Source organism: Mesorhizobium koreense, assembly GCF_031656215.1.
In the GTDB taxonomy this organism is placed as follows: Bacteria; Pseudomonadota; Alphaproteobacteria; order Rhizobiales; family Rhizobiaceae; genus Mesorhizobium_L; species Mesorhizobium_L koreense.
Genome location: NZ_CP134228.1, coordinates 1,737,102 through 1,750,000, shown reverse-complemented (window position 1 = coordinate 1,750,000; position 12,899 = coordinate 1,737,102). Strand labels below are relative to the sequence as shown.

Sequence of the window (12,899 nt, the reverse complement as noted above, 5' to 3'; positions counted from 1 at the left end):
CAGGCATTCGCCGATTCCGGCTATGCGGAAGAGGATGCAAGAGGCATGGCCGACGCCATCGCCAAGCTGCTCGACACTTCGACGCTTAAGGCCGGCAGCGTACTGCGCGTCGGCGTCGAAACCAAAGACGGCAGGAGCCGCATCGTCCGCACCAGCGTCTACGATCACACGCGGCATCTCCTGACGATAGCGCTCGACGACCGCCAGCAATATGTGCCGGCCGACGAACCGGAGCCCGACCCGGATATCGCCACCGCCTTCGACACATCGCCTCCCGTCAGCGTAAGGGGCGACCTTCCGACGATCTATGACGGCATCTACCGATCCGCCTACTCCTACGGCATGTCGGAAAGGATGACCAAGCAACTCATCAAGATCCTGGCGTCCGACGTCGACTTCCAGTCGCGGCTGTCGCCCGCCGACCGGATCACCGTGCTGTTCTCGCAACCGGATGAGGACGGCAAGGCTTCGGACGAATCCGAATTGCTCTACGCCAACGCCACCTTCGGCGGCACGGCTCACACCTATTATCGCTTCCAGATGAAGAACGGCTCGATCGACTATTTCGATCAGGACGGCAAGAGCGCCCGGCAGTTCCTGTTCAGGAACCCTGCTCCGGGCGCCCGCATTAGCCGCGGCTTCGGCATGGAGCGCCACCCGATCCTCGGCATCATGCGCATGCATACCGGCGTCGACTACGCCACCCGGCGCGGTACGCCGATCCTTGCCGCCGGTAACGGCGTTGTGGAGAAGGTCGGCTGGGCATCCGGCTACGGCAAGGAGACCGTCATCCGCCATGCCAACGGCTACGAGACGCTCTACGCACACCAGAGCGCCTTCGCTTCAGGGATCGAACCGGGTGACCATGTCCGCCAGGGTCAGGTGATCGGCTATGTCGGCTCGACCGGCCTGTCGACCGGCCCGCACGTCCACTTCGAGATCAGGATCAACGACCGCCCGGTCGATCCGCTTCGCGTGCGCCTGCCGGTCGGCCACTCGTTGAAGGAGAAGGAACTCGTTGCGTTCAAGAAGGAGCGCGACCGCATCGACGCGCTCCTGAAGGAAGAGGACAAGGGCACCATGAAGGTGGCAAGCCAGTCCTAAGCGCCCCGCTCGAGCGAATGCGTCGATCCGGCCAAGCAGGACTCGAACAAGAGAGCACCCCACTCCTTTCTCCCCACAGGCGACGGCCTACCGCCTACGGCAAAATGCCCCCACTCCGTCCCGCTACGCGGGCCACCTCTCCCCCACTTTCGTGGGGTAGAGGAAGGGCGCCAAGCGTTGCGTCCGGCGCTTCCTCTACCCCGTCGAACGAGGGAGAGGTAGTCGGCGCAGCCGATCGGAGTGGAGGTCGAACTTCGTATGCGGTTGGCCCTGGTCGACCACCCGGACAAGCTCAGTCGATAAACTGCACCCACACGCCGGGGCTCACCATTTTCGCCAGTTCCTGGGCATCCCAATTGGTCAGCCTGACGCAGCCATGCGAACTGGTCTTGCCGATCTTGTCGGGCTCGGGCGTACCGTGGATGCCGTATGTCGGCTTCGAGAGCGCGATCCACACCGAACCGACCGGCCCGTTCGGTCCCGGCGGAATGGTGAGGACCTTGTCGTTGTTGCCCTGCTTGAAGTTGATCTTCGGATTGTAGGTATAGGTCGGGTCGAGCGTGACACTCACGACCTTCACCGTGCCGGAGGGCGACGGCGTATCCGTTGAGCCGATCGTGGCGGGATAGGTTGCGATCAGCTTGCCGTCCTCGTCATAGGCGAAGACCTCTTCCAGCTTCTTGTTGGCGACGATGCGGGCGACCTTGCCGATCTTCGGCGCGCCAATATTCGCTACGCGGATCACCGTTCCGGGCCGGTTGAAATTGGCCGTCGGGTTGAGCTGCTTCAGATAATTCTCGTCCATGTGGAAACGCTCGGCGAGCATCTCCGACACCGATGCATAGCCCAGCCGGTCGAGCTTCGCCTTGGCGCTGTAATCCGACGGGACCGAAGCGATATAGGGGCCCGCCGCGTCCGCGTTGGTGATGGTGTAGTTCTGGAAGGCCGGTCCGCCGCTCGCGTCCAGCGCCTTCTTGATCGCCTGGCCATCCGCCGTATCAAGCTCGTGCCCCGTGATTTCCTTGTAGGCGGCGAGCGCCTTCCGCAAATTACCACCGAAGCGCCCGTCAATCACGCCCGGCGAAGCGCCGGCCCGATCGAGCACGATCTGGACGCGGGCGATCGATTCGGCCGAGATGATGGGGCTGAGCGCCGGAGCCTGCTGCACGAAAGGCTCATGGTTAGCCGGCGGCTGTGCCAAAGGCGGCGGCAGATCGCCGAAGCCGCGCCCGGTCGCGTTCGGATTGCCTTCCGGCGGCTCCTGCGACGCCATGCGCGAATCGGAACCGGTGCCTTCGTCCGGAGGCAGTGGTTCCGCATCGTTTCGACGCGAAGGCGCCAACTCATAGAGGCCCGGCCGGGTTTCCTCGAAGCGCGGCGCCGGGCGCGACGCCTCGATCGGCGGTGCCGGCTGCCTCCTTATCGGACGGTCATAGTCGGGCTGGGGCAATTGCCGCGGCGCATCGTCATAATAGCCGTCGTCATAGAAACCGTCGTCTTCATGCGCATAGACCCCGCGGTCGCCATAGCGACGCACGTCGCCTTCCACGATGGAGCGGCCATAACCGGCGCGTGGTCGCTGTCGTTCGGGCGGCAGCACGTCGATTACCTGCCCCGTATAGGCATCCACGACCACGCGACGCCCGGAATCGTCGGTATAGACATCGACCTCACGCGCCTGTGCCAATTGCACGCCGCTCGCCGGCCGCACCGTAACAGGAGCAGTGCTTCCGGCTTCACTGGACGCAAAGGCCGGGCCGGCGGCACCCGCCAGCACGAAAAGGCACAGGGCAAGAACAGGCTTCATCCGCTAAAAACTCCCAAGCCGACATCCGGTTGCACGACCGCTTCGCCGTGCCTCCGCCCGAACTACTACCTGCGCGATGAACCGGGCATGAAAATGACCGCGATGTGGCGGGATCCATGGGATCTCTTCAAAAGAAAACGCCCCTCGCGCGATATGCGGAGGGGCGTTCGATGGTGGAGGAGAGCGAACGCTTACGCTGCTTCTTCGGTCTCGACCGTTTCGGCTTTCTTGCCGGCGGGCGTCGCCTTCGCGCGGAAGTTCAGCCGATCGGAGCCCGCCGTGATAACCACGGTCGAACCGTCCTTGATCTCGCCGCCGAGGATCTTTTCAGCGAGCGGATCCTGCAGTTCCTTCTGCATGACACGTTTCAACGGCCGCGCGCCATAGGCCGGATCATAGCCCTTGTCGGCCAGCCACTTGATCGCCGTCTCGTCGAGATCGAGGGTGATCTTGCGGTCTACCAGGAGCTTCTCCAGCCGCTTGAGCTGGATCTCGACGATCTGGCCCATATCCTGCCGGCGCAACCGATGGAACAGGATAACCTCGTCCACACGGTTCAGGAACTCCGGCCGGAACGATGCCCGCACCACGGCCATCACTTCGTCGCGTACCTTGTCGACATCCTCGTTCTCGCCGAGATTGACGAGATATTCGGCGCCTAGGTTCGACGTCATGATGATCAGCGTATTGCGGAAGTCGACCGTGCGACCCTGCCCGTCTGTCAGGCGGCCGTCATCGAGCACCTGCAGGAGCACGTTGAACACATCCGGATGCGCCTTCTCGATCTCGTCGAAGAGCACGACCTGATAGGGCCGACGGCGGACGGCCTCGGTGAGCGCTCCGCCTTCCTCGTAGCCGACATAGCCGGGAGGCGCGCCGATCAGCCGCGCGACCGAATGCTTCTCCATGAACTCCGACATGTCGATGCGCACCATGGCGCTCTCGTCATCGAAGAGAAAGCTTGCCAGCGCCTTGGTGAGTTCGGTCTTGCCGACGCCGGTAGGGCCGAGGAACATGAATGAGCCGATCGGCCGGTTGGGGTCCTGCAAGCCTGCGCGGGCGCGCCGGACGGCTTTCGACACCGCCTGAACCGCTTCGCCCTGGCCGACGACGCGCCTGGCGATCTCGTCCTCCATGCGAAGCAGCTTCTCACGCTCGCCTTCCAGCATCTTGTCGACCGGAATACCGGTCCAGCGCGACACTATATGCGCGACGTGGTCGGGCGTCACGGTCTCTTCGACCATGGAACCCTTCTCGCCGTCATGCGCCTCGGCGTCCTGAAGCTTCTTTTCCAGTTCCGGGATCCTGCCATAGGCAAGTTCGCCGGCACGCTGGAATTCGCCCTTGCGCTGCGCGATGGCGAGTTCGTTCCTCGCCGCGTCCAGCTCCTTTTTCAGGTCCGCCGCTTCGCCGAGCTTGGCCTTTTCGGCCTGCCATTTGGCGGTCAGCGCATCGGACTCTTCCTCGAGGCCCGCGAGTTCCTTTTCGAGCCGCCCCAGCCGGTCCCTCGAAGCATCGTCCTTCTCGACCTTCAGCGCCTCGCGCTCAATCTTGAGCTGCATGATGCGCCGGTCGATCTCGTCCAGCGCCTCCGGCTTGGAATCGACCTGCATCCTGAGCCGCGACGCGGCTTCATCCACCAGGTCGATCGCCTTGTCCGGCAGGAAGCGGTCGGTGATGTAGCGATTGCCGAGCGTCGCCGCCGAGACGAGTGCCGAATCGGAGATGCGCACCTTGTGGTGCTGTTCGTATTTCTCCTTCAGCCCGCGCAGGATGGAGATCGTGTCCTCGACCGTCGGCTCGTCGACGAAGACCGGCTGGAAACGGCGGGCGAGCGCGGCGTCCTTCTCGATATATTTGCGGTATTCGTCGAGCGTGGTCGCGCCGACGCAGTGAAGCTCGCCGCGCGCCAGCGCCGGCTTCAGGAGGTTGGACGCATCCATCGCGCCGTCGGCCTTGCCCGCGCCGACCAGCGTGTGCATCTCGTCGATGAACAGGATGATCTCGCCATTGGCCGATGTGACCTCGTTGAGCACGGCCTTCAGCCGCTCCTCGAATTCGCCGCGATATTTCGCGCCCGCGATCAGCGCGCCCATGTCGAGCGCCATCAATTGCTTGTCTTTCAGGCTCTCGGGCACGTCGCCATTGACGATCCTGAGCGCCAGGCCTTCCGCGATCGCGGTCTTGCCGACGCCGGGCTCGCCGATCAGGACGGGATTGTTCTTGGTGCGCCGGGAAAGCACCTGGATCGTGCGGCGGATTTCGTCGTCGCGGCCGATGACCGGATCGAGCTTGCCCGCACGGGCATCCGCCGTCAGGTCGCGCGCATATTTCTTCAGCGCGTCATAGGCCTGTTCGGCCGAGGCCGAATCGGCGGTGCGCCCCTTGCGGATTTCATTGATGGCCTGGTTGAGGCCCTGCGGCGTCACGCCTGCCTTGGCGAGGATGTCGGCGGTCTTTGCCGACTTCTCCATGGCGAGCGCCTGCAAGAGCCGTTCGACTGTGACGAAACTGTCGCCGGCCTTCTTCGCCAGTTCCTCGGCGGTGGAAAAGACCTTGGCGAGCGGCTGCGCCATATAAAGCTGGCCGTTGCCGCCCTCGACCTTAGGCATCGCGTCAAGAGCGGCATCGACGCCCATTTCGACGTCGCGCGGCCGTCCGCCGGCGCGCTCGATCAGCGATGCCGCAAGGCCTTCGTCGTCGTCGATGAGAGCTTTGAGGACATGCTCGGGCGTGAATTGCTGGTGATCGCGATTGAGTGCGTATTGCTGCGCGGACTGGATGAACCCCCGGACGCGCTCGGAGTATTTCTCAATATTCATTCCTGTCTCCATTCCCCGAACGGCCCGCTTTGCGGCACCGACCGGTTTCCAGATGACGGACTCCCCCGTGCGATGAATCAAATGTCAAAGGATCGCGGGCTTTCAGGCTCCCGATCGAGGCAAGTCCATTATAGCGCAGATATGGGAAGGGAACGCCTACCCCTCAAGATAGGGCTGAGAGAAAACGCAGGCACGAGTTGGACCTGATCCACGGTTCCGCGCTTCCGTCCACAAGGCGGCCGATAGACAGAAACGGCGACCGATGGCCGCCGCTCCGTGAAATCCATTGCGAGAAGAGAAAATCCTATTCCGCCTGCTCTATCGCTCCACCGCTTTCGCCGGAGGGCTGCTCCGCCGAGCCGGCGGCTTCGGCTTCAGTGGGCTGGGCGCCATTGGTCCGGCCTTCCTCTTCGCCGCGGCCGTTGGTCCTGCGGCGCGGCCGGCGGGCACGGCGCGGAGCGCTTTCCTCTTCCGCCGGCGCGGCCTCGGCATGGCTGCTGCCGTTTATCCGCTCGCCCCGCGCATGGCCGTTGTCGGCGCCATTCGCGGCAGGCTGCGGCTGATCGCCCGCGCCGTTCTGGTGATTGTAGGCAATTTCGGCCGGGGTGCCCTCGATGACCGGCTGTGGGCCGCTGCCGTCATTGGCATAGTGCTGGCGATGCTCGCGCGAGCCGTTGGCGCCCACGCTGTCCCCACGCTGTCCATCGCCATGCTGATCGTCTTCGCCATCCTCGTCCGTCTCGTCGCGGATGTCGCGAGCCTGCTGGATAGCCAACTGCGCCTGCGCCGCCGCGATGATGCGGTTGTAATGCTCGGCGTGCTGCAGATAGTTCTCGGCCATGACCCGGTCGCCCGAACTCTGTGCGTCGCGGGCAAGGGTGGCGTATTTCTCGGCGATCTGCTGGGCGGAGCCGCGGATCTTCACATCGGGTCCGTTACTCTCGTAGCTGCGCGTGAGGGGATTGGGTCCCCTGCGGTTATTATTATTGTTATTATTATTGTTGTTGCGCCCACGCATGCGCCTGTTCTGCTGTCCTGGCCTCATACCATTCTCTTTTTTGAAAACTGTCCGGGCATCGGAGAACGCGGATCTCTTACCGTCCGTATCGCGTTGCGTTGTCGGCTTTCAACTGCGCCCAAAAGGCAGCCGCCACGTGCCAAATCCAAAAGTCGTTTCATGTCACTTTGCCGGACGATCCCCGCACGACGACAAGGCGTCTTTCACGCAAGAAGGCAGCTTGTTTCAACGGGAACCGAATCGCCTAGAGCACTGCCTGCTTCGTCTCATCCGGTTGCCGGAACCTAGCCGCATTCGCCATGAATGCCAAGCCTTTTTTCGCAGCCGCAAAAACCTCGATCAAAGCCGTGCGAACATCAGCGCCCGTTCGTTTCCGCCGAGATCCTTCGCACTTCCTTTCAGCGCAAATCCTCCGGCCTCGAAAATCCCGATCACGTCCTGCCGCTGATCGAAACCGATCTCGACCGCCACGCGGCCAGCCTCTTCCAGATGTCTCCCGGCTCCGGCCGCGATGCTGCGATAGGCATCGAGCCCATCCAATCCGCCATCGAGTGCCATCACCGGATCATGGTACCGGACTTCCGAAGCCAGCATTCCGATATCCCTCGTCGGGATATAGGGCGGATTCGACACGATGAGCGTAAAATTGCCGTCAACGGCCTCGAACCAGTTCGACACGATACCGCCGAAACGGCCCTTCATGCCGTTGATATCGGCATTGGATAGCGCCGTTTCAAGCGCTTCGGCCGAGATATCCGTGCAGAGTGCCGTCGTTTGAGGGATTTGCGAAAGAAACGCGAGCGCGATGGCGCCTGTACCCGTACCGAGATCGAGGATGCGACTAACACCACCGGCAGCCGCCCGTTCTCTCAGGAAAGGCAGGCAGAGATCGACCAGCGTTTCCGTATCGGGGCGGGGCTCCAGCGTTGCCGGAGAAAGCTTCAGATCGAGGCCGTAGAATTCCCGCCGGCCTAGGATGCGGTGGACCGGCTCACGCGCGATACGGCGGCGAAGCGCGTCGCGAACGGCAGTGGCAATTCCGGGATCGAGCGTTCGATCCGGAGCCCGGATCGCATCGACGCGCCGTGTAGCGGTGAAATGCTCGACAATCAGACGCGCGTCGAGCGCGGCGTTCTCGATGCCGGCTTCGGCGAGTCGATCCCTCGCTTCACGATGAAGGGCGCTAAGTGTGGTCATCGAAGCACCCTGAAGGGAACGCGGCGGAACAGGGTCACCCCTCCGATTCGGCCGCCATCAGCTTCGACTGGTGGTCGGCGATGAGCGCGTCGATGATCTCGTCGAGATCGCCTTCCAAGACCCGATCGAGCTTGTAGAGGGTAAGATTGATGCGATGGTCGGTCACTCGGCCCTGCGGGAAATTATAGGTACGGATGCGCTCCGAGCGGTCGCCCGAACCCACCTGCAACCGGCGCGCCTCCGAGCGTTCGTCATCCGCCTTCATGCGTTCCATGTCGTAGAGCCGTGCGCGCAGGATCTGCATGGCGCGTGCCCGGTTCTGGTGCTGCGACTTCTCCGCCTGCACCACCATGATGCCGGTCGGCAGATGTGTGATGCGTACGGCCGAATCTGTCGTGTTGACATGCTGGCCGCCCGAGCCCGAAGCCCGCATCGTGTCGATGCGGATTTCCTCTGGGCGTATCTCGATATCGACTTCCTCCGCCTCCGGCAGTACCGCCACCGTCGCCGCAGAGGTGTGGATGCGTCCACCCGCTTCCGTCTCAGGAACGCGCTGCACGCGATGCGCGCCCGATTCGAACTTCAGCCGCGCGAACACGCCCTTGCCGGAGACCGTAGCTATGATTTCCTTATAGCCGCCGACCTCGCTTTCGCTCGCCGACACGATCTCGATCCGCCAGCCATGGCCAGCGGCATAGCGTTCATACATGCGAAACAGATCGCCGGCGAAAAGCGCCGCTTCGTCGCCGCCCGTTCCGGCGCGTATCTCCAGGATGGCGTTCTTGTCGTCGGCGGCATCCCTGGGCAGCAGCAGGATGCGGATATCGCCCTTCAATCGCTCGATCTTCTCCTTGACCTCGTCGATCTCGGATGCCGCAAGCGCGCGCATCTCCCCATCCGATCCCTTGTCGTCGCGCATGGTTTCGAGGTCGGCAAGTTCTTTCTCGGCGGCGCGCAATTCGCGGATCTTCGTCGCCAATTCCTGAAGCTCGGCATATTCGGAGGCGAGTTTGACATAGGTCTCCGGATCGGAGCCGGCCGACATCCTCGCCTCGATCAGGTCGAAGCGTTTCAGCACCTGGTCCATCCGTTCGGCAGGTAGATCGATCATAGTGGAATGTCGTGTTTCCCTGCGAACTCTTCGAGCAGGCCGCGCACATTCGTTCCGCCATCCGGCCGGGCAAGGAGATCGGTCAGCATCGCCGCCAATTCCTCGGCAGGCAGTTCGGCCAGCATTGCCTTCACCGGCCCGATCGCCGCCGGCGACATGGAGATCGAGCGATAGCCGAGCCCGACCAGCGCCATCGCCGAAATCGGGCGGCCGGCAAGCTCGCCGCACAGCGTCACCGGCGTCTCGGATTTTCTTCCCGCATCGGCGATCCCTTTCAGGACTCTCAGGAACGGTACCGAAAGCGGATCGAAGCGGTCGGAAAGAAGGGTGTTGCCGCGGTCGGTGGCCATCACGAACTGGAAGAGATCGTTTGAGCCGACCGAGACGAAATCCACCGCCTTCATCAATTCGTCGAGTTGCCACATCAGCGCCGGCACTTCCAGCATCGCGCCGAGCTTCAGGCTTGTCGGAAGGTGATGGGCGAAGCGCGACAGATAGCGCACCTCGCGGTCGATCAGTTCGCGCGCCTGCCGGATTTCGCCGATCTCGGTCACCATCGGGAACATCACCTTGAGTTCCCGGCCGCCCGCCGCCTTCAACAGCGCACGGATCTGTGTCCTCAAGAGCGCCGGCCGGTCAAGCGTCAGCCGGATCGCGCGCCAGCCGAGCGCCGGATTCTCCTCCGGCTTGGCGCTCTTGAAATAGGGCAGCACCTTGTCGCCGCCAATGTCGATGGTGCGGAACGTCACCGGCTTGTCGCGCGCCACGTCCAGCACGTGCCGGTAAAGCTCCTCCTGCTGTTCGGCGCGCGGGAAGGTCGCCGCGACCATGAACTGGAGTTCCGTGCGGTAGAGCCCGATTCCCGCGGCACCCGATTCGGCCAGTTGCGGCAGGTCGACGGCAAGCCCGGCATTCATCATCAGGTCGACATGGACGCCGTCCCTGGTCACGGAAGGCCTGCCGCGCAATTCGCGATAAAGCTCCTGCCGCTTGGCGCGGAAGCGAACCTTTTCCGCGTAGGCGGCCTCGACATCCGATTGCGGCCTCAGATGCACACGCCCCGCGTCACCGTCGACGATAATCGCGTCGCCGTTTTCCGCCATGGAGACGGCGCCTGTCACCTGGCCGGCGACCGGTATCCCCACCGCGCGCGCCACGATGACGATGTGGCTGGTGATGGCGCCATCCTCAAGCACCAGCCCGCGCAGCCGCTCGCGCGGATAGTCGAGCAGTTCAGCCGCGCCCATGGAGCGCGCGACGATGATCGCATCCTTCGGCAATTGCTCGGCGAGCGCCTCGGGTCCGCGCCCCATCAGCTGCCGCAAAAGCCGATTGGCGAGATCGTCGAAATCGCTCATGCGCTCGCGCATGTAGGGGTCGGTCATGTGCATCATGCGCGCGCGCATGTCCGACTGCACCTTCTCGACCGCCGCTTCCGCCGTGAGGCCGTTGCGCACCGCCTCCTCGATGCGCCGGACCCAGCCCTGGTCGTGCGCGAACATCCGGTAGGCTTCGAGCACGGCGCGGTGCTCGCCCTCCGATGCCACTTCGCGGCGCGACAGCATGTCGTCGATGGAAAGCCTGAGCGAGCCGAGCGCGCTTTCCAGCCGTCTCACCTCCTCCTCGCTGTCCTCGTTGAAGAGGTTGGTTACAACGATGCGCGGTTCGTGCAGCACGACATGACCGAGTCCGATGCCCTCGTTGAAGGCGAGGCCGGTGAAGGCGACCGGCCGACTGAGGTCGAGATCGAGGCCGGGCCTGGACAGCCGCGCCAGATCGCCGGTGGCGATCATCTCGGCGATCACCATGGCCGTCGTCTCGAGCGCTTCCAGCTCGTCCTCGCGATAGTTGCGCTTGGTGCGGTTCTGGACCGTCAGCACGCCGAGCGTGCGGCCCGCGCGCAGAACCGGCACGCCGAGGAAGGAATTGTAGATCTCCTCTCCCGTCTCCGGCAGGTAGGCGAAGGCCGGATGCTTCTGCGCGTCGGTCAGGTTGAGGGAGCGGGCACTTGCGGCAATCGTGCCGACGAGGCCCTGCCCGATCTGCAATTGCGCCCGGTGGACGGCGGTCGGGTTCAAGCCTTCCGTCGCATAGAGTTCGAGGACCGAATCGGCGCGCAGCACATAGAGCGAGCAGACTTCCGCCACCATGTTTGAGGCGATTTCACGCACGATGCGGTCGAGCCGTTCCTGCGGCTCCAGCGGCTCCGCCATCAATTCGCGCAGCCGCCGCAAGAGCACGCGGGGACCGCCGCCAACCTCTCGCATCATGCATTTTCTCCAACGGGTCCGGAGCGGCGCCAGCTTGCCGCGGACACCGCCGGAATCGAAACGAATGGTTCGCCTGTTCTAGAGCAATTCCAGGAAAAGTGGGAACCGGTTTTCCGTCCGGAATTGCGTAAAACAAAACGATAGGGCGTTTCCGCGATTCGAAGAAAAGCGGAAATACTCTAGACGATGGATTAATGCTTATCGAGCCCGTAAACGGAATGCAAAGTGCGAACCGCAAGTTCCGTGTAGGGCCCGTCGATCAGGATGGATATCTTGATCTCGGACGTGGTGATGGCGCGGATGTTGATCGCCTTCTCGGCCAAGGCCTTGAAGGCGGTCGCCGCGACACCCGCATGGCTCCTCATGCCGATGCCGATGACCGACACTTTCGACATGCCGTCATCGTGCTGGACGGCATCGAAGCCGACCTTGTCGCGCACCGTTTCGAGCACGGCAAGCGCGCGGCCGACATCGGCCGAGGGAACGGTGAACGTCATGTCCGTGCGCGAACCGTCCTCGGAGATGTTCTGCACGATCATGTCGACATTGATGCCGGCATCGGCCAGCGGCCCGAATATGCCCGCCGAGACGCCGGGGCGGTCGGCGACGCGCCTCAGAGAAATCTGCGCTTCGTCCTTGGCGTAGGCGATACCGGTGACGACTTGCTGTTCCACGATTTCATCCTCATCGCAAATGAGCGTTCCGGGCGGGTTTACGGGGTCGCCCATTCCAGGCGCGTCCGGATCGTCGAAAGACGAACGCACGAAGGTCCGCACGCCATGCACCATGGCAAGCTCGACCGAGCGGACCTGCAATACCTTGGCCCCGAGCGAGGCCATTTCCAACATTTCCTCGAAGGAAATCTTCGAAAGGCGCCGCGCCTTGGGCTCGATGCGCGGGTCGGTGGTGTAGACTCCGTCCACATCCGTATAGATGTCGCAGCGGTCGGCCTTGACCGCCGCCGCGATCGCCACCGCGCTGGTATCGGAACCGCCGCGGCCGAGCGTCGAGATGCGGTTGTCAGGCGCCAGCCCCTGGAAGCCGGCGACCACCGCGACCTGCCCCTCACCGAAACGCTTGATCAGGAAGGAACCGTCGATCTCCTTGATTCGCGCGGCGCCATGTGCGTTGTCGGTCCGGATCGGGATCTGCCAGCCCTGCCAGGAACGCGCATGGACACCCATCGACTGCAACGCGATGGCGAGCAGGCCGGACGTGACCTGTTCGCCCGAGGCAACGATCGCGTCGTATTCGCGCGCGTCGAAAAAGGGGCTGTTCGCGCCGGTTGCCTTCGGCATGCCCTTGACCCAGCCGACGAGTTCGTTGGTCTTGCCCGACATGGCCGACACCACGACCGCCACGTCATGGCCGGCATCCACCTCGCGTTTGACATGCCGCGCCACATTATGGATGCGGTCAAGGTCGGCGACGGATGTCCCGCCGAACTTCATCACGATGCGCGCCATGGACGGAAGAACGCTTTCTTGGCAGCCTGCTTGGGCTTTTCTGGAGATTCGAAGGAAAGCACCCCGGCTCACCGAGGCGCGAAATTCGCCGGTTCCATAGCCAA

Annotated in this window: 8 protein-coding genes (1 of these 8 only partly in view); 1 reads left to right on the top strand and 7 read right to left on the bottom strand. The window is 63.4% G+C overall.

Annotated features, from left to right (window positions below):
* On the top strand, positions 1 to 1,104 hold the 3' portion of the coding sequence (locus RBH77_RS08445; protein WP_311031685.1) for a M23 family metallopeptidase. It extends 843 nt beyond the left edge of the window; 1,104 of the gene's 1,947 nt are visible here — the last part of the coding sequence; its start codon lies beyond the left edge, outside the window; the stop codon is at positions 1,102 to 1,104.
* Positions 1,105 to 1,396: 292 nt separating this feature from the next.
* Here the strand turns inward: RBH77_RS08445 and RBH77_RS08440 are convergent, their stop codons facing one another.
* The 7 genes from RBH77_RS08440 to RBH77_RS08410 all read right to left on the bottom strand — a co-directional run bounded on the left by RBH77_RS08440 (position 1,397) and on the right by RBH77_RS08410 (position 12,795).
* Positions 1,397 to 2,911 (bottom strand): L,D-transpeptidase family protein, encoded by a 1,515-nt coding sequence (locus RBH77_RS08440; protein ID WP_311031684.1) that lies wholly within the window; start codon positions 2,909 to 2,911, stop codon positions 1,397 to 1,399.
* 191 nt (positions 2,912 to 3,102) lie between these two features.
* Positions 3,103 to 5,733, bottom strand: a complete 2,631-nt coding sequence (gene clpB, locus RBH77_RS08435; protein ID WP_311031683.1) for an ATP-dependent chaperone ClpB — start codon at positions 5,731 to 5,733, stop codon at positions 3,103 to 3,105.
* Positions 5,734 to 6,037: 304 nt separating this feature from the next.
* Positions 6,038 to 6,751 carry a DUF4167 domain-containing protein gene (locus tag RBH77_RS08430; RefSeq protein WP_311032472.1) on the bottom strand — a complete coding sequence of 238 codons (714 nt, stop codon included), beginning with the start codon at positions 6,749 to 6,751 and terminating at the stop codon, positions 6,038 to 6,040.
* 339 nt (positions 6,752 to 7,090) lie between these two features.
* Positions 7,091 to 7,948 carry a peptide chain release factor N(5)-glutamine methyltransferase gene (gene prmC, locus RBH77_RS08425; protein WP_311031682.1) on the bottom strand — a complete coding sequence of 286 codons (858 nt, stop codon included), beginning with the start codon at positions 7,946 to 7,948 and terminating at the stop codon, positions 7,091 to 7,093.
* A gap of 34 nt (positions 7,949 to 7,982) precedes the next feature.
* The gene (prfA, locus tag RBH77_RS08420) at positions 7,983 to 9,059 is read right to left on the bottom strand and encodes a peptide chain release factor 1 (protein WP_311031681.1); all 1,077 of its coding nucleotides are present in this window, start codon (positions 9,057 to 9,059) and stop codon (positions 7,983 to 7,985) included.
* A complete protein-coding gene (gene ptsP, locus RBH77_RS08415; RefSeq protein ID WP_311032471.1) occupies positions 9,056 to 11,326 on the bottom strand; it encodes a phosphoenolpyruvate--protein phosphotransferase in 2,271 nt (756 codons plus the stop codon). The genes prfA and ptsP overlap by 4 nt, the downstream gene beginning before the upstream one ends.
* 194 nt (positions 11,327 to 11,520) lie before the next feature.
* Complete coding sequence (locus RBH77_RS08410) at positions 11,521 to 12,795, bottom strand: aspartate kinase (RefSeq protein ID WP_311031680.1); 1,275 nt, start codon at positions 12,793 to 12,795, stop codon at positions 11,521 to 11,523.
* Positions 12,796 to 12,899 lie beyond the last annotated feature (104 nt).